This window comes from Patulibacter sp. SYSU D01012, assembly GCF_017916475.1.
GTDB lineage: Bacteria > Actinomycetota > Thermoleophilia > Solirubrobacterales > Solirubrobacteraceae > Patulibacter.
This window is the reverse complement of record NZ_JAFMTB010000002.1, coordinates 247,984-268,393: the sequence shown is the minus strand read 5'-3', so window position 1 is coordinate 268,393 and position 20,410 is coordinate 247,984. Positions and strand designations below refer to the sequence as shown.

Annotated in this window: 17 protein-coding genes; 13 read left to right on the top strand and 4 right to left on the bottom strand. The window is 73.5% G+C overall.

All coding sequences use genetic code 11. The annotated features are described in order from the left end of the window. Positions 1-2,199 (bottom strand): AAA family ATPase, encoded by a 2,199-nt coding sequence (locus J3P29_RS10685; RefSeq protein WP_210493349.1) that lies wholly within the window; start codon positions 2,197-2,199, stop codon positions 1-3. 121 nt (positions 2,200-2,320) lie between these two features. On the opposite strand from J3P29_RS10685, the gene dapA reads away from it, so the two are divergent. Together dapA and J3P29_RS10675 are read left to right on the top strand one after the other, a co-directional pair. Further along, positions 2,321-3,175: a 4-hydroxy-tetrahydrodipicolinate synthase gene (gene dapA / locus J3P29_RS10680; RefSeq protein WP_210493348.1), complete on the top strand. Its 855-nt coding sequence runs from the start codon at positions 2,321-2,323 to the stop codon at positions 3,173-3,175. Positions 3,176-3,319: 144 nt separating this feature from the next. Continuing rightward, positions 3,320-5,005, top strand: a complete 1,686-nt coding sequence (locus J3P29_RS10675; RefSeq protein ID WP_246851896.1) for a ribonuclease J — start codon at positions 3,320-3,322, stop codon at positions 5,003-5,005. Positions 5,006-5,091: 86 nt separating this feature from the next. Here J3P29_RS10675 and J3P29_RS10670 read toward each other — a convergent pair whose 3' ends face one another. The 3 genes from J3P29_RS10670 to J3P29_RS10660 form a co-directional block, all read right to left on the bottom strand. Next, positions 5,092-5,682: a DUF892 family protein gene (locus J3P29_RS10670; RefSeq protein ID WP_210493347.1), complete on the bottom strand. Its 591-nt coding sequence runs from the start codon at positions 5,680-5,682 to the stop codon at positions 5,092-5,094. 90 nt (positions 5,683-5,772) lie between these two features. Then, positions 5,773-7,440, bottom strand: a complete 1,668-nt coding sequence (locus tag J3P29_RS20740; protein WP_210493346.1) for a HAMP domain-containing sensor histidine kinase — start codon at positions 7,438-7,440, stop codon at positions 5,773-5,775. Positions 7,441-7,448: 8 nt separating this feature from the next. Then, positions 7,449-8,141 (bottom strand): response regulator transcription factor, encoded by a 693-nt coding sequence (locus J3P29_RS10660; RefSeq protein ID WP_210493345.1) that lies wholly within the window; start codon positions 8,139-8,141, stop codon positions 7,449-7,451. A 261-nt stretch (positions 8,142-8,402) separates the two neighbouring features. Here J3P29_RS10660 and J3P29_RS10655 point away from each other — a divergent pair, with 261 nt between their 5' ends. The 11 genes from J3P29_RS10655 (at position 8,403) to J3P29_RS10605 (ending at position 20,391) form a co-directional block, all read left to right on the top strand. Beyond that, the gene (locus J3P29_RS10655; RefSeq protein WP_210493343.1) at positions 8,403-9,143 is read left to right on the top strand and encodes a (Fe-S)-binding protein; all 741 of its coding nucleotides are present in this window, start codon (positions 8,403-8,405) and stop codon (positions 9,141-9,143) included. Beyond that, positions 9,140-10,630 carry a lactate utilization protein B gene (locus J3P29_RS10650; RefSeq protein ID WP_210493342.1) on the top strand — a complete coding sequence of 497 codons (1,491 nt, stop codon included), beginning with the start codon at positions 9,140-9,142 and terminating at the stop codon, positions 10,628-10,630. Before J3P29_RS10655 ends, J3P29_RS10650 begins: the two co-directional genes overlap by 4 nt. Next, entirely contained in the window at positions 10,627-11,304 is a 678-nt protein-coding gene (locus tag J3P29_RS10645) for an LUD domain-containing protein (RefSeq protein ID WP_349239819.1), read from the top strand. Before J3P29_RS10650 ends, J3P29_RS10645 begins: the two co-directional genes overlap by 4 nt. A gap of 211 nt (positions 11,305-11,515) precedes the next feature. Further along, a complete protein-coding gene (locus tag J3P29_RS10640; protein WP_210493340.1) occupies positions 11,516-12,367 on the top strand; it encodes a DeoR/GlpR family DNA-binding transcription regulator in 852 nt (283 codons plus the stop codon). Positions 12,368-12,404: 37 nt separating this feature from the next. Then, the gene (locus J3P29_RS10635; RefSeq protein WP_210493339.1) at positions 12,405-13,928 is read left to right on the top strand and encodes a sugar ABC transporter ATP-binding protein; all 1,524 of its coding nucleotides are present in this window, start codon (positions 12,405-12,407) and stop codon (positions 13,926-13,928) included. Beyond that, positions 13,925-15,025, top strand: coding sequence for an ABC transporter permease (locus J3P29_RS10630; RefSeq protein WP_210493338.1), 1,101 nt, complete (start codon positions 13,925-13,927; stop codon positions 15,023-15,025). Before J3P29_RS10635 ends, J3P29_RS10630 begins: the two co-directional genes overlap by 4 nt. Beyond that, a complete protein-coding gene (locus tag J3P29_RS10625; RefSeq protein WP_210493337.1) occupies positions 15,022-16,137 on the top strand; it encodes an ABC transporter permease in 1,116 nt (371 codons plus the stop codon). The genes J3P29_RS10630 and J3P29_RS10625 overlap by 4 nt, the downstream gene beginning before the upstream one ends. After that, positions 16,130-17,221, top strand: a complete 1,092-nt coding sequence (gene rhaS / locus J3P29_RS10620; protein ID WP_210493335.1) for a rhamnose ABC transporter substrate-binding protein — start codon at positions 16,130-16,132, stop codon at positions 17,219-17,221. The genes J3P29_RS10625 and rhaS overlap by 8 nt, the downstream gene beginning before the upstream one ends. A 155-nt stretch (positions 17,222-17,376) precedes the next feature. Beyond that, complete coding sequence (locus J3P29_RS10615) at positions 17,377-17,697, top strand: L-rhamnose mutarotase (RefSeq protein WP_210493334.1); 321 nt, start codon at positions 17,377-17,379, stop codon at positions 17,695-17,697. After that, positions 17,690-19,165, top strand: coding sequence for a rhamnulokinase family protein (locus tag J3P29_RS10610; protein ID WP_210493333.1), 1,476 nt, complete (start codon positions 17,690-17,692; stop codon positions 19,163-19,165). The genes J3P29_RS10615 and J3P29_RS10610 overlap by 8 nt, the downstream gene beginning before the upstream one ends. A gap of 23 nt (positions 19,166-19,188) precedes the next feature. Then, on the top strand, positions 19,189-20,391 hold the full coding sequence (locus J3P29_RS10605; protein WP_349239818.1) for a TIM barrel protein: 1,203 nt from the start codon (positions 19,189-19,191) through the stop codon (positions 20,389-20,391). Positions 20,392-20,410 lie beyond the last annotated feature (19 nt).

Below are 20,410 nucleotides of genomic sequence, written 5' to 3'. Positions count from 1 at the left end.
TCACGCGGCCGCGTCGAGCGCCGCCCGGATCCGCGCGGGCAGCGCGGTGTAGCGGGTGGCGCCGTCCACCCGCCGCAGCGCGGCCATGACGGCGGCCTTGTCGCCGACCATCACGCACGCCTTCTCGGCGCGGGTGACGGCCGTGTAGAGCAGGTTGCGGGTCAGCATGTGGCGGTGCTCGCCGACCACGGGCACGACGGCGACGGGGACGCTCGAGCCCTGCGCCTTGTGGACCGTGCAGGCGTAGGCGAGCTCCCACGTGTCCAGCCGCACGGCGGGCAGGCGCACGACGCGGCCGTCGTCCATCCGCAGCTGCACGTCGTCGCCGTCGACCCGCACGAGCATGCCGAGCTCGCCGTTCATGATCTCGGCCTCGTGGTCGTTGCGCGTCTGCATGACGCGGTCGCCCTGGCGCAGCGGGCTGCCCTTCGCCTGCGCGCCGCCGGGGTTGAGCAGCTCGCGCATCCGTCCGTTCAGGGTCTCGACGCCGCACGCCCCGCGGCGCTGCGGCGCGAGCACCTGCACGCCCCCGACGGCGTCGACGCCGTAGTGGGCGGGCAGCCGGCGCGTGGCGAGCGACACGACCTCGTCGGCCGCGGCCCCGGCGTCGAGGCGGTCGATGAAGAAGAAGTCCCGCACGTCGTCCGGGCCGGGGCGCACCACGGGCGGCTCGCCGCGGTTCATGGCGTGGGCCGAGCGGACGATGAGCGAGCGCTCGGCCTGCCGGAAGATGCGGGACAGCCGCACCGCGGGCACCAGCTCGGACTCGAGCAGGTCCTGCAGCACCCGGCCGGGCCCGACCGGCGCGAGCTGGTCGACGTCGCCGACGAGCAGCACGTGGGTGTCGGAGCCGACCGCCCGCAGCAGCGCGACCGCCAGGTCGAGCGGCAGCATGGACGCCTCGTCGACGACGAGCATCCCGGCGCTCGGGATCGGGTCGTCCTCGTCGTGCGCGAACCCCTCGCCGGGGACGAACCCGAGCAGGCGGTGGATCGTCGTCGCCTTCGCGCCCGTGGCCTCGGCCAGCCGCCGCGCGGCCTTGCCGGTCGGCGCGCAGAGCAGGACGTCGGTGCCCGCGTCGCGCAGCACGCGGACGAGGGCCCGCATCGTCTGGGTCTTGCCCGTGCCCGGTCCGCCGGTGAGGATCGACAGCCGCCGCCCGCACGCCTGCGCGACGGCCGTCCACTGCTCGTCGCTCGGGACCGGCCCGCCGTCCTCGGCCGTCGGCGGCGCGTCGGGCACGTCGACCCGCAGCGCCGGCGGGTCCGTGGCCATCCGGGCGACGAGCTCGGCGAGCAGCTCCTCGTCCTGGTCGAGCTCGAGCGTGGCCACGCGGCCCTCGCGGTCGACGACGGCGTGGTCGGCGATCAGGCCCTCGAGCGCGGCCGCGACGCCCGGGCCGAGCGCCGCGCCGGCGGGTCCGCGCGCGTCGCGGCCGGCGAGCAGGCGGACCGTCCGGCGGACGAGCTCGTCGTGGGGGAGGTGGCAGTGACCGTCGCCCTCCGCGAGCTCGAGCGCGTGCAGGGTCGCGGCACGCCGGCGGTCGTCGCTGCCGGGGTCCTCGCCGAGCGCGAGGGCGATCGCGTCGGCGGTGGGGAAGCCGATGCCCGAGCGCGTGGTCAGGCGGTAGGGGTCCGAGCGCAGCAGCCCGACGTCCGGCTCGTCGCCGAGCGCGCGGATGACGCGGCCGATCGTCGCGGCGTCGAGCCCGTGGCGCTCGAGCAGCAGGCGGACGGCCCGCGGCCCGGCCTCGCTGCGCCAGGCCTCCACGGCCTCGGTCAGCTTGTCGCCCGACAGGCCCTTGACCCGGCGCAGGACGTCGCGCGGGTCGCGGTCGAGCCGCTCCAGCAGCTCGTCGCCGAAGCGCTCGAGCAGCGCGTCGGCGGCCTTCGGCCCGACGCCCGGCACCCGCTGCAGCACCCGCGAGACCGCCTCGTCGTCCGTGGGGGCGACGGTGCGCAGCGTGTGGACGCGGAACCGCTCGCCGTGCTTCGGGTGCGCCTGGCGCTGGCCCGAGGCGAGCACTCGGTCGCCGGGGTCCAGGTGCCCGACGGGCCCGACGACGACCTCGTGCCCCAGCGGGGTGCCCTGTTCGTCCGCCGCCATCGCGTCGATCACGGCGAAGGCCCCGTCGTCGCTGCGGAAGCGGACCCCGACGACCTCGAGCTCCAGCGTCTCCTCGTCGCGACCGCCCTGCACCCCACGACGGTACCGCCCGCCCCGGCGGGCCGGCGGAGCGCAACGCCCGCGCGGCGTGCCGAACCTGCGACGGCGGAGCGCCATCACGCACCGGACGCGCGCCTCTGGGAGGATGGGTGGAGTGTCCGGGCTCGGGAGGATCATCACCGCGATCGTCACGCCGTTCGACGACGCCTACCGCGTCGACGAGGCGGCGTTCGTCCGTCTCCTGCACCACCTGGCGGACCACGGCTCCGACGGCTTCGTCGTCGCCGGGTCGACGGGCGAGGGCTCGACGCTGAGCGACGAGGAGCACCTGGCCCTCGTCGACCTGGCCGTCCGCGAGAAGCCCGCCGGCACGACGATCATCGCCAACGCGGGGTCCAACGACACCCGCCACGCGATCCACCTGACGGAGAAGGCGACCGAGCTCGGCGTCGACGCGACCCTGGCGGTCGTCGGCTACTACAACCGCCCGAACCGCCGCGGCATGGTGCAGCACTACCGCACCGTCGCGGCCGCCACGGACAAGCCGATCGTCCTCTACAACATCCCGTCGCGCACGACGGTGAACATGGACAACGAGCTCCTCGCCGAGCTCGCCCAGATCGAGCACGTCGACGCCGTCAAGCAGGCCAACGACGCCGACCTGCAGCTGATCGACGGCCTCGACGTCTACGCGGGCAACGACGACATCCTCGCCCGCGTCCTCGACATGGGCGGCGCCGGGGGCATCTGCGTCGCCAGCCACCTCGTCGGCGACGCGATGGCCGAGATGGTCACCGCCACCCCGGAGCGCCGCGTCGAGATCGACGCCCGCTTCCACGACCTCTACCGGGTGCTGGGCGTCACGACGAACCCGATCCCGATCAAGGCCGCCCTCGAGATGGCCGGCCACCCCGTCGGCGGGCTGCGCATGCCGCTCGTCGAGGCCGACGACGCGGAGCGCGCGCAGGTGCGCGGCGTCCTCGCCGACCTGGGGCTGCTCGCCGCCTAGATGCCCCGCCGGACCGTCACGGACCCGACGGTCCGGAGCCCCCTCACCGCCGTGCAATTACCCGAGCCTCCCGCGAACGCGGGACGCCTGAAGTCGCGCGCACGGCACCCGGCCGCGCCCGCACGGAACGGAAGAGAGATCCCCATGACCGGTACCCGACCGGCCCCCAACACGCTGCGCATCCTGCCCCTCGGCGGGCTGGGCGAGATCGGCAAGAACATGACGGTCGTCGAGTACGACGGCAAGATCGTCGTGATCGACGCCGGCGTGCGCTTCCCCACGGCCGAGCAGGTCGGCATCGACCTCGTCCTGCCGGACTTCTCGTACCTGAAGGACCGCGCGGACGACATCGAGGCGATCGTCATCACGCACGGCCACGAGGACCACATCGGCGCGCTGCCGTTCGTGCTCAAGCAGCTCGGCGGCGCGCGGCGCGCCCCCAAGATCCTCGGCCTGCCGCTGACGATGGCGATGGCCAAGAGCAAGCTCGAGGAGCACCGCCTGCGCGAGGTGCCGCTGACCGACGTCAAGCCGGGTCAGACCGTGAAGGTCGGCACGTTCGAGCTCGAGTTCATCCACACGACGCACTCGATCCCGGACACCGCCGCCGTCGGCGTGAACACGCCGCTCGGCACCCTGCTGTTCACGGCGGACTACAAGTTCGACCAGACGCCCGTCGACGGTCCGCCGGCGGACTTCCTGCGCTTCTCGCGCTACGGCAGCGAGGGCCTGCTCATGCTGCTGGGCGACTCGACGAACGTCGACCGCCCCGGCTGGTCCCCGAGCGAGTCGCTCGTCGGCCCGGCGCTCGAGGCGGCGTTCGCGCCCCTGCGCGGCCGCATCATCGTCACCTCCTTCGCGTCCAACCTGCACCGCGTGCAGCAGGTCATCGACGCCGCGGTGAAGCTCAACCGCAAGGTCTGCCTGCTCGGGCGGTCGATGAAGAAGAACACGAACATCGCGCGCAGCCTGGGCATCCTCGACATCCCCGAGGGCGTCCTCGTGCAGCCGCGCGAGCTCGAGCACCTGCCCGACCACCGCGTGCTCGTCATGTCGACGGGCTCCCAGGGCGAGCCGCTCGCCGCGCTGCGCCGGATGGCCTTCCGCGACCACCCGCAGATCCGCATCCACGAGGGCGACACGGTCGTCTTCTCCGCCACGCCGATCCCCGGCAACGAGCGCGCGGTCAACGAGACGATCGACAAGCTCTACCAGGCGGGCGCGAACGTCATCACGCACAAGGACGCGCCGATCCACGCGTCCGGCCACGGCTACCAGGAGGAGATGAAGATGATGCTCAACCTGACGAAGCCGAAGTACGTCATGCCGATGCACGGCGACTACCAGCGCCTGCGCCTGCACAAGAAGATCGCGGTGGCGGTCGGCGTGAAGGAGGACAACGTCTTCTGCGCCCAGAACGGTCTGCCGGTGGAGATCGACAAGCGCGGCGCGCGCTTCGGCAAGCCGGTCCAGTCGGGCGTCATGTACGTCGACGGCACGGACATCGGTGCGACCGCCGACGCGGCGCTGCGCGACCGCCGCAACCTGTCCGCCGACGGCCTCTTCGTGGTCGTGGCGACGATCGGCGACGACGACGGCAAGTCCGTCGCCGAGCCCGAGCTGCTCTTCCGCGGCGTGCCGTTCGAGCACGACGAGAAGTTCCTGAGCGCCGTCCGCGATCAGGTCGACGCGTCCGTCGACCGCGCCGCGGCCGACAACATCCACGATCTCGACGAGATCCAGCAGATCATCCACGACGACATCGCCCAGCTCGTCTGGGAGCGGATGCGCCGCCGCCCGGTGGTGCTCCCGGTCGTCGTCGCCGTCTGACGGCCCGCGGGCGGCCGTCCGGGGGGACGGGTGCCCGCGCTGCTCGGCGGGGCGCCGCGATCCGCGAGCGCCCGCCGCGCGGCGGCCTAGGCGGCCGCGGCGCGCGCCGCGTCGGCGGCGCCGGTCGCCGCCGGGTCGTACGACGGCTCCCCGGCGACGCGGGTGTCGACGACGGCGTCCGTCAGCGCGGGGATGCCCTGCGTCAGGCGCTCCAGCATGCGCTCCTCGTCCGCCCGGATGCTCCGCGCCAGGGCGGCGGTCTCCTCGTCGCCGAGAGCCTCGGCCAGCCGCTCGAGCGCCGCGTAGGTCGCGATCTCGAGCGCCTCCGTGGCGCACGCGTCCTTCGCGTTCTTCAGCACCTTCTCCTCGCCGCCGTGGCCGCGGAGCAGGTCGAGCGGCGTCTTGCCCAGCGCGAGGGCCTGGCCGGCGACGCCCTGGGCGAGCGCCATCCCGGCGCGGACGACGCTGCCGCCGGCCGCCGCGGCCTCGACGGCGCCCAGGCGCTCCCGCACGCGGGTGGCGTGGGAGCGGGTCTCCTCGAGGTGCTCCTCGAGCAGCGTGCGGTGCGCGCCCCGCGGGGCGACGGCGATCTGCTCCTGCAGGACACGGACGAGCGCCACCTCGGTGGCGTGCGCCTCGCGCAGGTACTGGGACAGGGTGGTGGTCTCGTGCGTCACGGTCGGTCCTCGGGTCGGGGCGGGGCGGGGCGGGCCGGTACGGCGTCGCCGCCCGCCTACCCCCGCGGCCGCGGGACGAAACGGCGCGGCTCACCCGTCGGCCGGCCGGTCGTCGCCGTCGCCGCGCAGCCGACGCCGGATCCGCCCGCCCACGCGCAGGGGCGGCCGGCCGGCGGCGGCGCCGGCCGGGGCGGTCGCCGCGGCGGCGTCCTCGGGCCCCGCGCCGTCCGGCGCGTCGGCGCGGGGCAGCGGGGGCGCGAGCGTGACGACGAAGCGCGCGCCGCGACCCGTGGCGGGGTCGGTCGGCTCCACGCGGACGTCGCCGCCGTGCCGCTGGGCGGCCGCGCGGACGATCGCCAGGCCGATGCCGGTCGAGCCGGCGGCCTCTCCGCCGCGGCGGACGAAGCGCTCGAAGACCCGGGCGCGCAGGTCCGCCGGGATGCCCGGCCCGTCGTCCTCGACGACGAACTCCGTGTGCCGGCCCGCCGGCCGCAGGCGGACGCGGATCTCGGTCCCCGCCGGCGTGTGCCGCAGCGCGTTGCCGACGAGGTTGGCGACCATCCGCACGAGCTCGTCGCGGGCCCCGTCGATCGTCACGGGCTCCAGGTCCAGCTCGACCTCGTGCTCGCCCATCTGGGGCTCGAGCTCGTCGACGGCCTCGAGGATCGCACGGTCCAGGTCGACGGGCTCGCGGGTGGCGTCGCGGGCGGCGTCCATGCGTGCGAGCAGCAGCAGGTCGGCGACGAGACGCCGCATCCGGCGGGCCGAGCGCAGGGCCGACTCGGCGGCCTCGCGGTCGTCGCCCTCGGTCGACAGCGCCAGCAGCTCCAGGTTGGCCTGGACCGCGGTCAGCGGCGTGCGCAGCTCGTGCGAGGCGTCGGCGACGAACTCGCGCTGGCGCTGCAGCGTGCCGTCCACGCGGGCCTGCGCGGCCGCGAGCTCGTCGAGCATGTCCTGCAGCGTGCCGCCGAGCTCGGCGATCTCGTCGTGGACCTTCGACGTCGGCATCTTCGCGCCCAGGTTGCGGGTGCGCGCGATGTGGCGGGCCGTCCCGGTCATCCGGCGCACCGGCCGCATCGCGCGGGTGCCGAGCGCCAGGCCGCCCACGAGCGCGAGCAGCGTGCCGCCGAGGACGCCGAGCGCGAGCGCCGTCCAGATGCGGTGCGTCGTGCGCTCCACCGCGGCGTACGAGCGGCCGATGCGGACCTCGACCGTCGAGGTGAAGCGCAGGCGCGAGTCCTGGAAGCTGAACGTCGACGGCCCGAGGCCGGTCTGGAGCTGCCCCGTCGCCTCGCTGATCGGCCGCCCGGAGGCGTCGCGGAGCGGCAGCTCGAAGCGCCGGGACTCGACGCGATAGTCCCCGATCTCGTCGTCGGGATCGCCGGGCCGCCCGAGGTCCACGCGCGGGTCCGTGCTCTGCAGGAGCGTCCAGTCCTGCCCGTTGCGGGCCCAGGCGGTCATGACGGTGCCCGGCTCGCTGTTGATGCTCCCCAGGCGCGGCTCGAGGGCGATCCGGCCCAGCGAGTCGACGCCACGGATCCGCAGCCGTTGCTGCAGCGTGTCGAAGCGGGCGGCCGTCTGGGTGCGGAAGTCGTTCTGCACGCGGTCCGCGACGAAGCCGCCGATCGCCACGGCGAAGACCAGCAGGATGCCGCCGACGAGCGTGGCGGTGATCGTGGCGATGCGCCAGCGGATCGGCAGCCGGTCGAGCCACCGCAGCAGCAGGCCGCGCTTGGGGGCGGTGCGGCGCGGCGGCACGGCCCCCCTCAGCGGGCGGCGCGCAGCACGTAGCCGGCGCCGCGGATCGTGTGGACCAGGCGGTCCTCGCCGCCCTCCTCGAGCTTGCGGCGCACGTTCGAGATGAAGACCTCGATCGTGTTCGTCGAGGCCAGGGGGTCGTAGCCCCAGACCTCCTCGAGCAGCCGCTGGCGCGGCACGACGAGCTTCTCGTTGCGCATGAGGTACTCGAGCAGCTCGAACTCGCGCTGGGTCAGCTCGATCGGCCGCTCGCCGCGGAAGACCTCGTGCGTCGCGGGGTTGAGCGTCAGGTCGGCGCAGACGAGCGCCGCCTCGCCGCGCGGCGGCCGGCGGCGCAGCAGCGCGCGGATGCGGGCCAGCAGCTCGTCGCGCTCGAACGGCTTGACGAGGTAGTCGTCCGCGCCGCCGTCCAGGCCGGCGACGCGGTGCTCGACCGCGTCGCGCGCCGTCAGGATGAGGATCGGCACGTCGTCGGACTCGCGCAGGTGGCCGGCGACGCTCAGGCCGTCCATGTCCGGCAGCCCCAGGTCGAGGACGACCAGGTCGGGCATGAACGTGCGCGCCTCGGCGAGCGCGGAGCGGCCGTCGCGGGCCACGCGCGTCTCGTAGTCCTCCAGGCGCAGGGTGCGACCGAGGACCCCGGCGATCTCCTCGTCGTCCTCGACGATCAGCACGCGTGCGGTCCGCCCAGAGCCGTCCATGCGGCGATCGTATCCCGGACGCCTCAACGTGCGGTCAAGCGCGCCGACGGAGGACGTCGGCGGTGTACGCTCGGCGGGCCCGGATCGCCGGCTCCGATGCCCGCCGCGGGTCCGCGAGGCGACCACGGGCGGCGACCGGCTCCGGCCGTGATCGTACGGCCGTCGAGCCGCGACCCCGGGAACCGCGGAAAAAACGCCCACGTTCGATCAAGAGCACACAAGAAAACGCACGAAGTCGCCAGGAGGCGTAGGCTGCCCGCGATGGGGACCCGGGCGTCGCTGCTGATCACCTGTCTGGTGGACACGCTCTTCCCGGACGTGGGGCGCGCGTCCGTGGCCGTGCTCGAGCGCGTGGGCGTGCAGGTCGACGTCCCGCTCGAGCAGACGTGCTGCGGCCAGATGCACCAGAACGCCGGGCACCCCAAGGACGCCACGCGCCTGATGCGCCGCACGATCGACGCCTTCGCCGACGCGGACGTCGTCGTCTCGCCGTCGCCGTCGTGCGCCGCGCAGGTCGTGGTGCACTACCCGCACCTGGCCGAGGCCAGCGGCGACGCCGGCCTGCTGCGCGAGGCCCGCGCGCTGGCCGACCGCACGAAGGACCTGTCGACCTACCTGATCGAGGACCTCGGGATCGAGGACGTGCAGGCGCCGGCGTTCCCCCACAGCGTCACGTACCACCCGACGTGCCACGGCCTGCGCATGCTGCACATCGGCGACCGCCCGCAGCGCCTGCTGCGCCGCGTGCCGGGCATCGACCTGCGCGAGCTGCCGCAGGCGACGAGCTGCTGCGGCTTCGGCGGCACCTTCGCCGTCACGAACGCCGACGTGTCGACGGCGATGCTCACCGACAAGCTGCGCCACGTCGAGGGCACCGGGGCCGAGGTCCTCACCGCGGCGGACTCCTCGTGCCTGATGCACATGGGCGGCGGGCTCTCGCGCCAGCGCGCCGGGGTGCGGCCGATGCACTACGTCGAGATCCTGGCCGGGAGCGCCCGATGAGCGCGCGCTGGCCCACGGTGCCCGAGGACTTCCCGAAGGCCGCGGCGCGGACGCTGCAGGACAGTCAGCTGCGGTCCAACCTGGGGCACGCCACCACGGCCATCCGGGCGAAGCGCGCGGGCGTCGTCGGCGAGGTGCCGGACTGGGAGGCGCTGCGCGACGAGGGCGCCGCCGCCCGGGACCGCGCGCTGCGGCGCCTGGACGAGCACCTCGTCCTGCTGGAGGAGCGCGTCACCGCCCTCGGCGGCCACGTCCACTGGGCGCCCGACAAGGAGACGGCGCAGCGGATCGTCGTCGACCTGGTCCGCGGCACGGGGTCCGACGAGGTCATCAAGGTCAAGTCGCTCCTGACGGACGAGCTCGAGCTGAACCCCGCGCTCGGCGACGCCGGCATCACCGCGCAGGAGACCGACCTGGCCGAGCTGATCGTCCAGCTGGGCGGCGACCGCCAGAGCCACATCCTCGTCCCCGCCATCCACCGCAACCGGCGCGAGATCCGCGACATCTTCCGCGAGACGCTGCCGAACGCCGAGGACGTCTCCGACGATCCGGCCGACCTGGCCGAGGCCGCGCGGGTGCACCTGCGCGAGCAGTTCCTGCGCGTGCCCGTCGCGATCTCGGGCGCGAACGCCGCCGTCGCCGAGACCGGGACGGTCGCCGTCGTCGAGTCCGAGGGCAACGGGCGGATGTGCCTGACGATGCCGAAGACCCTGATCACGGTGATGGGCATCGAGAAGGTCCTGCCCACCTGGGAGGACCTCGGCACCATCCTGCGCCTGCTGCCGCGCTCGTCCACGGGTGAGCGCATGAACCCCTACACGTCGCTGTGGACCGGCGTGACCCCCGGCGACGGCCCGGAGGAGTTCCACCTGGTCCTCGTCGACGCGGGGCGAACGACGGTCCTGGCCGATCCCGTCGGCCGCGATGCGCTGCGCTGCATCCGCTGCTCGGCGTGCCTGAACGTCTGCCCGGTCTACGAGCGCACCGGCGGCCAGGCGTACGAGTCGATCTACCCCGGGCCGATCGGCGCGATCCTCACCCCGCAGCTGCAGGGGCTGGACACCGCGCCGACGCTGCCGTGGGCGTCCAGCCTGTGCGGCGCCTGCTACGAGGTGTGCCCCGTCAAGATCGACATCCCGCGGATCCTGGTCCACCTGCGCGGGCGGGTGACGGAGGAGACGGACGCGTCCGGCAAGGGGCACCACGCCGGCGCCGAGCGGCTGAGCATGCGCGCCGCCGGACGCGTGATGAGCAGTCGCCGCGCCTACGAGGCGGCGCAGAAGGCGGGGCGCCTGGGCTTGACCTTCGTCCAGGGCGGCCGGGGCGCGCGCGGGGCCCTGCCGGGCCTGAGCGGCTGGACGCAGTCCCGCGACCTGCCCCAGCCCGAGGGGTCGTTCCGCGACTGGTGGCGACAGCGCGAGGCCGGCCGCGCCGACGGCGACGCGCCGCCCGGCGCCGCCCCGCACGGACCGGGGGAGGACGCGTGAGCACGAACGGACGGGACCAGGTTCTCGCGCGCGTACGCGCGAGCCTGCGCGCGGCCGAGCGCGCGGCGATGCACGCGAGCGACCACCCCGGACCGCCGCAGCCACCCCGGAGCGACGCGCAGCGTCCGGACCGCACCCACGCCGAGCTGGTCGACCTGCTCGCCGAGCGGGTCGAGGACTACCGCGCCACCGTCGTGCGCACGGACGAGGCCGGCGTGGCCGCGGCCGTCGCCGACGCGCTCGCCGACCTCGACCCGGGCGACGTCGCCGCGCCGCCCGGGCTGCCCGACGCGTGGCGGTCGCACGGCTGGCGCGACGGCACCGCCGCCTCGCACGACGAGCTGCAGACCGTGCAGGCCGTCGTGACGGCCTGCCGGACGGCCATCGCCGAGACGGGCACCATCGTCCTGGACCACGACGCGGACCAGGGCCCACGGCGACTGACGCTCGTCCCCGACCGGCACGTCTGCGTCGTGCGCACGGACCAGGTCGTGGCCGACGTCGACGACGCCTTCGCGGTGCTGCGCCCGGCCGAGCCGGGGCGGCCCGTCCCCCCGATGACGTTCGTCTCGGGCCCCTCCGCGACCAGCGACATCGAGCTGCAGCGGGTCGAGGGCGTCCACGGGCCGCGCACGCTCGTGGTGGTGCTGGTCGCGGCGCCGGTCCCGGGCTGACCGCACGGCTTCGCACACGTCCGAACGTCGGGCGATCACCGTTCGCGGACGCCGGCGCTCGGTCGTTCGTCGAGCTCGTATCGCCTGTGGCTACCGTGGGTTGTCGCAGTACGCACGAGCGGGGCGTCTGTGCCGCTTGACACAGACTTCCTGGTCTGATCTGATCGTTTTTGCGCGAATCAGCGCACCGAGGGGGAGAGGGATCGCAGAAATGCCGAAAAGCAATCGCAAAGCACCAGACGACCGTCTGCGGCTCGCGGAGGGTCGCCGTGAGGCGATCACCGAGCTGCTGCAGGCGCAGCGCGCGGTGACGGTCGGCGAGATCGAGGAGCGCTTCGGCGTCTCGCCGATGACGGCCCGTCGCGACCTCGCCGAGCTCGAGCGTCAGGGCCAGGCGCGCCGCACGCACGGCGGCGCGGTGCTGCCCAGCACGAGCAGCCACGAGGACTCCTTCACCGCCCGCATGGCGACCGCCACCGCGGCGAAGCGCCTGCTCGCCACCGCGGCCGCCGCGACGGTCGAGGACGGCGAGGCGCTCTTCCTCGACTCCTCGACGACGGCCTACCACCTGGCCGAGCTGCTGATCCGCGAGGACCGCCCCGTCACCGTCGTGACGAACTCGCTGCCGATCGTCGACCTGATCGCGAGCAACGCCCGCGAGACGATCGAGCTGATCGTGGCCGGCGGCCAGCTGCGCCGCATCTCGCGCTCCTTCGTCGGCCCGGTCGCCGTCGAGTCGCTCCGCCGCCACTGGACGGACCGCGCCTTCCTGTCCGTCAAGGGCATCGCGCCCGACGGCACCCTCACCGACGCCGACCCGCTCGAGGCCGAGGTCAAGCGGACGATGATCGCGCAGGCCGGCCACGCGACCCTGCTGGTCGACGGCGGCAAGCTCGACCGCCGCGGCCTGAGCGTCATCGGTCCGGTCACCGACTGCACCGACGTGCTCGTCGCCGGCCTGGCGACGGAGAACGAGGACCTGCTTGCCGCGATCGACGTGCCCGGCGTGACCGTGCGCCGCCTCGATCGCGAGGACGACCCGACCGCGGAGGCCAGCGCATGAGCTGCACCACCCGACCCACCCCCGAGGGGAGCCGGCGATGACCGGCGCCCAGACGACGGCGGCGTACATCGCGCTGGACGGCGCGAGCCGCTCCTACGGTGCGGTCCACGCGCTCCGTGACGCCACGATCGAGCTGCGCTCCGGCGAGGTCCGCGCCCTGATGGGCGAGAACGGCGCCGGCAAGTCGACGCTCGTGAAGATGCTCACGGGCGTCGAGCGTCCGAACTCCGGCCGCGTGCTCGTCGACGGGGAGCCCGTCACGTTCACCTCGACCGCGGACGCCCGCGACGCCGGCGTCGCGGTGATCCTGCAGGAGCCGACGCTCTTCCCCGACCTGTCCGTCGCGGAGAACGTCGTCATGGGCCGGCACCCGAAGGGCGCCTTCGGGCGGATCGACCGCGGCGCCATGCGCAAGACCGTGCGCGACGCCCTCGACCGCCTGGGCGTCGAGCTCGACCCCGACCGTCCCGTCGAGGGCCTGTCCATCGCCGACCAGCAGATCGTCGAGATCGCGAAGGCGATGAGCTTCGACGCGCGCGTGCTGATCATGGACGAGCCGACGGCCGCGCTGTCCGGCCGCGAGGTCGAGCGCCTGTTCCGCGTCGTCCGCGCCCTGCAGGAGCGCGGCGCGGCGATCCTCTTCATCAGCCACCGGCTGGAGGAGGTCTACGAGATCTGCGACGTCGTGACGATCATGCGCGACGGCGAGGTCGTCCACGACGGCCCGCTGTCCGCGATGCCGGAGGACGAGCTCGTCCGCCGGATGGTCGGCCGCGACATCTCGGAGCTGTTCCCGAAGACCGAGGCGACGATCGGCGAGACGATCCTCGAGGTCGAGGGGCTCTCGCGCGAGGGCGTCTTCTACGACGTCAGCTTCGAGGTGAAGGCCGGCGAGATCGTCGCCCTGGCCGGCCTCGTGGGCGCCGGGCGGTCCGAGGTCGTCCAGGCGATCTTCGGCGTCGACCAGGCGACGGAGGGGCGCGTCCGCGTCAACGGCACGGACCTGCCGCTCGGCAAGCCGACCGCGTCGGTCGCCGCGGGCATGGCCCTCGTGCCCGAGGACCGCCGGCAGCAGGGCCTCGTCATGGAGATGTCGATCGGCGACAACGCCACGCTCGCGCGCCTGAACGAGATGCGCAGGAACGGCCTGCTCTCCCCGAAGAAGGAGCGCGAGGAGGCCGCGAACTGGGCGACGCGCCTGCAGCTGAAGTACGGCCGCATGAGCGACCCCGTCTCGACGCTGTCGGGCGGCAACCAGCAGAAGGTCGTCCTGGCCAAGTGGCTCGGCACGAAGCCCCGCCTGCTGATCATCGACGAGCCGACCCGCGGCATCGACGTCGGCACGAAGTCCGAGGTCCACCGCCTGATCGACGAGCTCGCCCAGGAGGGCCTCGGCGTCCTGATGGTGTCGAGCGAGCTGCCCGAGGTCCTCGGGATGGCCGACCGCGTCCTCGTGATGTACGAGGGCCAGATCACCGCCGAGCTGTCCCGTGCGGAGGCCACGGAGGAGCGGGTCGTGCGCGCCGCCAGCGGCCGGCCCGCCATGGAGGAAGTCGCATGAGCACCCCCGTCAGCGCCCCGGCCCCGGCCGGCGCACCCACCCCCGGCACGCCGGCGCACGAGACCGCCGAGGCGCAGTCGGGCGCCAAGCGCTTCGCCGAGACGCTGATCCGCGTCCGCGAGCTCGGCCTGATCGTCGTGCTGATCGCGATCGTCGGCATCACCGGCGCGATCAACTCCGACTTCCTCGACTGGGGGAACCTGAAGGAGACGATCCTCAACGTCGCGATCATCGCCGTGATGACCGCGGGCATGACGCTCGTGATCGTCACGCGCAACATCGACCTGTCGGTCGGCTCGATCCTGGGCCTGAGCGCGTTCCTCTGCGGCGACCTGCTGACGAAGAACCCCGACCTGCCGTGGATCTTCGGCGTGCTGCTGGCGATCGTCATCGGCGCCGCGTGCGGCCTGCTCAACGGCGTGCTCGTCACCTGGGGCCGGGTGCCGGCGCTCGTGGTGACCCTCGGCACGATGTACGCGCTGCGCGGCGTGGCGTTCCTCGTCACCGGCGGCCGGCAGATCAACGCGGAGACGCTGCCCGACTCGTTCCTGAACGTCGGCTCGGGCGAGATCGCCGGGATCCCGACCATGATCCTCATCGCGATCGTGGTGATCCTGCTGTTCTGGTTCGTCACCCGCGACTTCGCGTGGGGCCGCCAGCTGTACGCGATCGGCTCGTCCGGGCGCTCCGGCGGCAACGCCGCCCGCCTCGCGGGCCTCAAGTCCGACCGCCGCGTGACGCAGGCGTTCGTCATCTCCGGCGCCCTCGCCGGCCTCGGCGGCGCGCTCTACGCGGCCCGCTACGGCACGGTCGACGCCACCGCGGGCGACGGCTACGAGCTGCGCGTCATCGGCGCGGCCGTCGTCGGCGGCGTCGCCATCGCCGGCGGCTCGGGCTCCGTCATCGGCGCCGCGATCGGCGCGGTGGTCATGGGCACGATCCAGACCGCCCTCATCGTCCTGAAGATCGACGACTTCTGGCAGCAGGCCGCCGTCGGCGCGCTGATCCTCGTCGCCATCGCCCTCGACCGCTTCGTCGCCAACCAGAGCGAGGCGCGACTGCGTCAGCGGTCCGCCCGCCGGAGGAAGACCGCATGAGCACCATCTCGCCCACCGCGCCGGCGCCCGACCGTGCGCCGGACGCCGCGAAGCCCGCGGACTCCCCGCTGAAGGCCGTCCTCGGCCGCTGGGAGACGCTCATCCTGGGCCTCATCGTCGTCGTCTTCATCATCGGCGCGATGATCTCGTCCGAGTTCCTGACCGGGGACTCGCTGACGACCGGCTCGAGCGACTTCACCGAGTACGCGCTGCTCGCGCTGCCGCTGACGCTGATCATCGCCACCGGCGAGATCGACCTGTCGGTCGCGTCGATCCTGGCGCTGTCGTCGGCGCTCATGGGCTCGCTGTGGAACGACGGCCTGCCGATGGAGGCGATCATCCCGATCTGCCTCGTCGCCGGCGCGGTCTGCGGCCTGCTCAACGGCTGGCTCGTGACGGGCCTCGGCCTGCCGAGCCTGGCGGTGACCATCGGCACGATGGCGCTGTTCCGCGGCCTGGCGTACGTCATCCTCGGCGACGAGTCCGTGACGTCGTTCCCGACGGACTACACGGACTGGGCGTTCGGCACGTTCGCCGGCACGGTGGTCCCGAACCCGATCGTGCTGTTCATCGTGCTGGCGATCGTCTTCGCCCTGCTGCTGCACCGCACGCCGTTCGGTCGCTCGGTGTTCGCGATCGGCGCGAACAAGCAGGCCGCGCGGTTCTCCGGCATCCGCGTGGACCGGATCCAGCTGCGGCTGTTCGTCCTCAGCGGCGTCATCGCGGCGCTCGCGGGGATCATCCTGACGCTGCGCAACTCGACGGCGGCCGCCAACGTCGGCCAGGGCTTCGAGCTCACCGCCATCGCCGCGGTCGTGCTCGGCGGCGTGTCGATCTTCGGCGGCACCGGCACCGTCGGCGGCGTCATCCTGGGCCTGATCCTGCTCGGCGGCATCCAGAAGGCCCTCAACCTCAACCCGGACATCAGCACCTACTGGGTGCAGATCGTCACGGGCATCTTGCTCGTCGGCTCCGTCCTGGTGCCGAACATCGCCGCTCGCGTCCGCGAGGCGCGGCGGGTCAGCAACACCCGCGGTGGACGGCCCTCCCGGCCCGGTCGCCCCGCGGTCTCCACGACCGGGTCGGGAGGAGAGGGGACTACGAATGCGTGACTCACGCTTCGCGCGGTTCCTGGCGCTGCTGTTCGCAGTGGTGCTGGGTGCCGCCATCGTGACGGGCTGCGGCTCGACGAAGGACGACTCCGAGGGCTCCGGGTCGTCCGGCGGCGCCGCGGCGTCCGACGACGGCGCGTCGGCGAACGCCAACGCCCAGATCAAGAAGGGCCTGAAGGTCGTCGTGATGCCGAAGCAGCTCGGCAACCCGTACGAGGAGCTCGAGGACAAGGGCACCGTCGCGGCCATCGAGGAGACGGGCGGCACCGCCAAGATCCAGGGCCCGACCGACGCCTCCGCGTCGTCGCAGGTCTCGCTGCTGCGCTCGATCACGCAGCAGAAGCCCGACGCCATCGTGCTCGCGGCGAACGACCCGAACGCCATCGCGCCGGTCCTCAAGCAGGCCATGCAGCGCGGCGTCAAGGTCGTGACGCAGGACTCCGACGCGGCGGCCGACGCCCGTCAGATCTTCATCAACCAGGCGACGACGCAGTCGATCGGCGAGCAGCTCGCGAAGCAGGCCAAGGAGGTCGGCGGCGAGGGCGAGGTCGCGGTCCTCTCGGCCACGGCGAACGCGCCGAACCAGAACGCCTGGATCAAGATCATGAAGGAGGAGCTCAAGAAGCCCGAGTACTCCGGCATCAAGCTCGTCAAGGTCGCGTACGGCGACGACGACGACCAGAAGTCGTTCCAGCAGGCGCAGGGCCTCCTGCGCGCCTACCCGAACCTGAAGGCGATCGTCTCGCCGACGACGGTCGGCATCGCGGCCGCGGCGCGCTACGTGTCCGCCAACGCGCAGTACAAGGGCAAGGTCGGCATCACCGGCCTCGGCACGCCGAACCAGATGCGCAAGTTCGTCAAGGACGGCACGGTCGAGCAGTTCGCCCTGTGGAACCCCGAGGACGTCGGCTACCTCGGCGGCTACGCCGCGGCGGCGCTCGCCTCGGGCCAGATCACCGGCAAGGAGGGCGAGACCTTCAAGGCCGGCAAGCTCGGCGACAAGACGATCGGCGCGAACGGCGAGATCGTCCTCGGGCCGCCGACGACGTTCACCAAGGAGAACATCGACGACTTCGACTTCTAGGCCCCTGGCCTAGGCCGTCCGCGCCCTCACGGCGCGGACGGTCGTCGCGTCCTCGACCGATGCGGGGGCGGGCTGCGGCCCGTCCCCGCGTCCTCCCGCACCACCCGACCGCATGACCATCGGGCGACACCCCACAACCGCACGGAGGGCCTGACGTGGAACGCGTCTGCTTCCTGCTCCAGGTCAAGCCGGAGCGCCTCGACGAGTACCAGGAGCGCCACGCCCGCGTGTGGCCCGAGATGCTCGAGGCCCTCACGGCGTCCGGCTACCGCAACTACTCCATCTTCCTGCGGCCCGACGGGCTGCTCGTCGGCTACTTCGAGTGCGACGACTACGCCGCCGCGGACGCCGCGATGCAGGCGACCGACGTCAACGCCCGCTGGCAGGCCGAGATGGCCGACTTCATGACCCTTCCCGACGGGGCACGCCCCGACACCGGCCTGCTGCGTCTGCAGGAGGTCTTCCACCTTGCCTAGCGCCAGCGCCCCCACCTACGCCGCGATCGACTTCGGCGCCTCGAGCGGCCGCGTCCTCGCCGGCCGCCTGGTCGACGGCGTCGTCACGCTCACGGAGGCGGCCCGGTTCGTCAACCGGCCCGTCGACCTGCCCGACGGCCGCCACTGGGACCTGCTCGGCCTGTACGCCCAGGCGCTCGAGGGGCTGCACGCCGCCGGCCCGCTCGCCGGCGTCGGCGTCGACACGTGGGCCGTCGACTACGGCCTGCTCGACCGCGACGGCCGCCTGCTGGGCCTGCCGTACCACTACCGCGACGCCCGCACCGACGGGATGGTGGAGCGCAGCTTCGCCCGGGTGTCCCGCGAGGACCAGTACGCGGTCGCCGGCATCCAGACGATGCCGATCAACACCGTCTTCCAGCTCGAGGCCGAGCGCGGATCCGCCGCGCTGGAGGCCGCCGAGCGCATCGCCCTGATCCCCGACCTGCTCGCGCACTGGCTCGGCGGCGAGCTCGTCAACGAGGCCACGAACGCCTCGTCGACCGGGCTGCTCGACGCCCGCACCGGCCGCTGGTCGCACGCGCTGATCGAGCGGCTGGGCCTGCCCGCCGACCTGTTCGGGCCGACGGTCGAGGCCGGCACGACGATCGGCCGCCTGCGCCCGGGGCTCGGCCTCGGCGACGCCGCGGTCCACGCCGTCGGCAGCCACGACACCGCGTCGGCGTTCGCCGCCGCGCCGGTCACGGGGGAGGGCGGGGCGTCCACGTCGGCGATCCTGTCCTCGGGCACGTGGTCGCTGCTCGGCCTGGAGCTCGACGCGCCCGTGCTGACCGCGGCCGCCCGCGAGGCGAACCTGACGAACGAGCGGGGCGTCGACGGCACGATCCGCCTGCTGAAGAACGTCATGGGCCTGTGGCTGGAGCAGGAGCTCTCGCGCACGTGGCACCTGCACGCCGCCGAGCTGCAGCGCCTGGCCGCCGAGGCCGACCCGGATGTCCCGGTGCTCGACATCGACGACCCGGCGTTCCTGGCGCCGCAGGACCTGCCGGCCCTCATCGCCGACCGCTGCCGGCGCACCGACCAGCGCCCGCCCGCCACGAAGGGGGAGACGGTCCGCACCGTCTTCGTGTCCCTCGCCGCGCGCTACCGCTGGGTGCTCGAGCAGCTCGAGGCGGTCTCCGGCCGCGAGATCCGCACGATCCACGTCGTGGGCGGCGGCGTGCGCAACCAGCTCCTCTGCCGCCTGACCGCGGACGTCACCGGGCGCACCGTCCTGGCCGGGCCCGTCGAGGGCACCGGCATGGGCAACGTCCTGATGCAGCTGCGCGCCGCCGGCGAGCTGGGCTCGCTGTCCGAGCTGCGCCAGCTCGCGGCGGCCTCCGCCGACCCGAGGGTCTACGAGCCCGCGCCCGACCGCGCGGCCGCCGACCAGCTGTACCGCCGCTTCCTGGCCGTCGCCGGCCTGGACGCCGCCGCCACCCCCGCTTGATCCCCGACCCGAAGAAGAGAACCGTGACCGACTACGAGCACCTCGCCGGCCGCCTGCAGGACGCGGGCGTCGACGTCGACGCCGTCCAGAAGCAGCTCGGCGCCCTCACCGTCGAGGTCCCGTCCTGGGGCTTCGGCGACGCCGGCACCCGCTTCGCCGTGTTCCAGCAGCCGGGCCGCCCGCGCGACGTCTTCGAGCGCATCGACGACGCCGCCGAGGTCCACCGCCTGTCCGGCACGTCGTCGACCGTCGCGCTCCACATCCCGTGGGACGCGGTCGAGGACCCCGCCGAGCTCGGCGCCTACATCCAGGGGAAGGGCCTGAAGACCGGGCCGATCAACCCCAACCTGTTCCAGGACCCCGACTACAAGCTCGGCAGCGTCACGAACCCCGACGCCGGCATCCGCGCGAAGGCGACGGAGCACCTGCTCGAGTGCGGCGAGATCGCCGCCGCCACGGGCTCGGGCGCCCTGTCGCTGTGGTTCGCGGACGGCACGAACTACGCCGGCCAGGACGACCTGCTCGAGCGCCGCCAGCGGATGCTCGCCTGCCTGCAGGAGCTCGATCGGGCCACGGAGCAGCACGGCACCGAGCTGCTCGTCGAGTACAAGCTGTTCGAGCCGGCGTTCTACGCCACCGACCTGCCCGACTGGGGCTCGGCCGCCCTGCTCTGCCGCGAGATCGGCGAGCGCGCGAAGGTCCTGGTCGACCTGGGGCACCACGCCCAGGGCGTCAACATCGAGCAGATCGTCGCCGTCCTGGCCTCCTACGGCCTGCTCGGCGGCTTCCACACGAACGACCGCCGCTACGCCGACGACGACCTCATCACGGGGTCCGTCAACCCGTTCGCGCTGTTCTGCATCTTCGTCGAGCTCGCGGCCCTGCCGCAGCTGCCGCGGGTCACGCTCGACCAGTCGCACAACGTCGAGTCGAAGGTCGAGGCGATCCTGCGCTCGGTCCTGAACATCCAGGACGCGTACGCCAAGGCGCTGCTCGTGGACCGCACGAAGCTGCGCGCCGCCCAGCAGGCCGGCGACGTCAACGGCGCCTACGGCCTGCTGGCCGACGCGTTCGCCACCGACGTGCGACCGCTGACCGCGGCCGTGCGCGAGAGCCTCGGCGCGTCCGTCGACCCGGTCGGCGACCTGCGGTCGGGCGGCTACATGGAGAAGCTGTACGCCGAGCGCGGCTCCCAGGCGGGCGTCGCCGGGGGCTGGGGCCGATGAGCCCCCTCCACGCCCCGAC

Bases quoted from the DNA above. Each gene is read 5' to 3' on its own strand.
- J3P29_RS10660 (WP_210493345.1), bottom strand. From the start codon at position 8,141: ATGGACGGCTCTGGGCGGACCGCACGCGTGCTGATCGTCGAGGACGAC.
- J3P29_RS10655 (WP_210493343.1), top strand. From the start codon at position 8,403: ATGGGGACCCGGGCGTCGCTGCTGATCACCTGTCTGGTGGACACGCTC.
- J3P29_RS10635 (WP_210493339.1), top strand. From the start codon at position 12,405: ATGACCGGCGCCCAGACGACGGCGGCGTACATCGCGCTGGACGGCGCG.
- J3P29_RS10650 (WP_210493342.1), top strand. From the start codon at position 9,140: ATGAGCGCGCGCTGGCCCACGGTGCCCGAGGACTTCCCGAAGGCCGCG.
- J3P29_RS10630 (WP_210493338.1), top strand. From the start codon at position 13,925: ATGAGCACCCCCGTCAGCGCCCCGGCCCCGGCCGGCGCACCCACCCCC.
- rhaS (WP_210493335.1), top strand. From the start codon at position 16,130: ATGCGTGACTCACGCTTCGCGCGGTTCCTGGCGCTGCTGTTCGCAGTG.
- J3P29_RS10675 (WP_246851896.1), top strand. From the start codon at position 3,320: ATGACCGGTACCCGACCGGCCCCCAACACGCTGCGCATCCTGCCCCTC.
- J3P29_RS10625 (WP_210493337.1), top strand. From the start codon at position 15,022: ATGAGCACCATCTCGCCCACCGCGCCGGCGCCCGACCGTGCGCCGGAC.
- J3P29_RS10640 (WP_210493340.1), top strand. From the start codon at position 11,516: ATGCCGAAAAGCAATCGCAAAGCACCAGACGACCGTCTGCGGCTCGCG.